Here is a 1,507-nt window from a genome sequence, read left to right as displayed (position 1 = left end):
CGGGCTGATCATTGGAGAATCGGCGATCCGCGCAGGTTTGACCAGCCCTTCCATGCTGGTGATGATAGGGACGACGATTATCTCTTCCTTTACTTTGATCAACCAGTCCCTTTTAGGTGTGGTAAGCGTTTTGCGGTTTGGCGTTTTGATACTATCCTCCTTGTTTGGATTGTTCGGTTTTCTGATGTCCGTGTTTGCCATTTTGACATATCTGGCCAGCCTGCGCTCTTTTGGCTTGCCTTACCTGGCTCCCCTGTTTCCTTTCAACTGGCGGGATTTTGTGATTTCATTGGTTCCCTTGCATTGGTTAAAGAGGCCACAGATGCTGAACACTCAGGACGACACCAGGCGGAGGGGAACGCGGTGAAACGCAGCAAATGGCGGCTTGCACTCTTGCTAATGCTCCTTTTGCCTGTTCTGAACGGCTGTTGGAGCCAAAAAGAGATGGAACACATGTTCTACGTCCATGCGATCGGCCTTGACTATGTCGACGGACAATATGTGGTATATGCCCAAATCCTCAATTTCGCTCCACTGGGAAAGGCGGAGGGCGGAGGCAAAAGTCCTGCCGGGCAATCTCCCGCCTGGATTGGGAAAGGAGTGGGCACCACGTTTGATACTGCTGCGCACAACTTATATACCACAACGCAGCGATATGTGTTCTGGGGCCATCTGACCGCTGTGGTGTTCAGCGAGAACCTGTTGCGCCGCGGCATTGGGGATGCGCTTGATATGCTGGGGAGATTCCAAGAATTCCGGTACACGACGTGGATTTTCGGAACGCGCGATCCGCTTGAGAAAATATTGACAACCGCCCCGATTCTCGAGGAATCCCCGGTGTATTCCCAATTGGGCGATCCACGGGACACTTTTTACCAAAGTTCCTTTATCCCTCCCATCCGGTTGAACAAGCTGGTGGCAGCACTGAGGGAACCGGGACGAACCGCTTATATCCCGAACCTGACGGTCTTCAAAGACCGTTGGATGGACGTGAAACAAAAATATCCGGCACTGTCCATGAACGGCGTCCATGTTCTCAAGGACTCAAAATCGACCGCTTTTTTCCCGCGCTCTGAACTGGTCGGCTGGAGATGGATGCTGCAAGAAATTCCACGCACACCATTGGAAGTTTCCGTGAATGACCGTCCGGCTGCCGTTCTCATCTGCGAAAACCCCAAAATCAAGATCCGGCCGCAAGTACAGGCGAACCGCGCTACATTTCGGATCAAAGTTGGTGTAACGGCGTCGATCATTGAGATGATACAGCCTGAGCAGGAAGCCGTTCTCCGGGACAAAGCGGCGCTGCAAATCGAACAGGAGATCCGCTCTACATTCAATGAAGGGGTCGAATCCCAATCTGACATTTTCCAGTTGGGAGCCGTTCTCCACCGTAAATCGCCGAAAGCCTGGAAGGCAATCAGCCAAAACGGAAAATTGCCCTTGCGCCCCGACACCCTGCAGTCGGTCGATGTAACAGTGAAAATTGTCAGTTCCGGAAAGAAATTCT

The 1,507-nt window shown here is 52.2% G+C and carries 2 protein-coding genes; both read left to right on the top strand.

Going from position 1 to position 1,507, the window contains the following annotated elements:
- A partial coding sequence (locus tag EFBL_RS21240) for a spore germination protein (RefSeq protein ID WP_231705757.1) occupies positions 1 to 367 on the top strand: 367 nt, incomplete at its 5' end.
- Positions 364 to 1,507, top strand: a 1,144-nt coding sequence (locus EFBL_RS10370; protein ID WP_103143246.1) for a Ger(x)C family spore germination protein, incomplete at its 3' end; no start/stop codon positions are given. The genes EFBL_RS21240 and EFBL_RS10370, both read left to right, overlap by 4 nt.

Source organism: Effusibacillus lacus (genome assembly GCF_002335525.1).
Taxonomy (GTDB): Bacteria; Bacillota; Bacilli; order Tumebacillales; family Effusibacillaceae; genus Effusibacillus; species Effusibacillus lacus.
The sequence above is the reverse complement of the archived record's forward strand: the minus strand, read 5'-3'. Positions and strand labels throughout refer to the sequence as shown.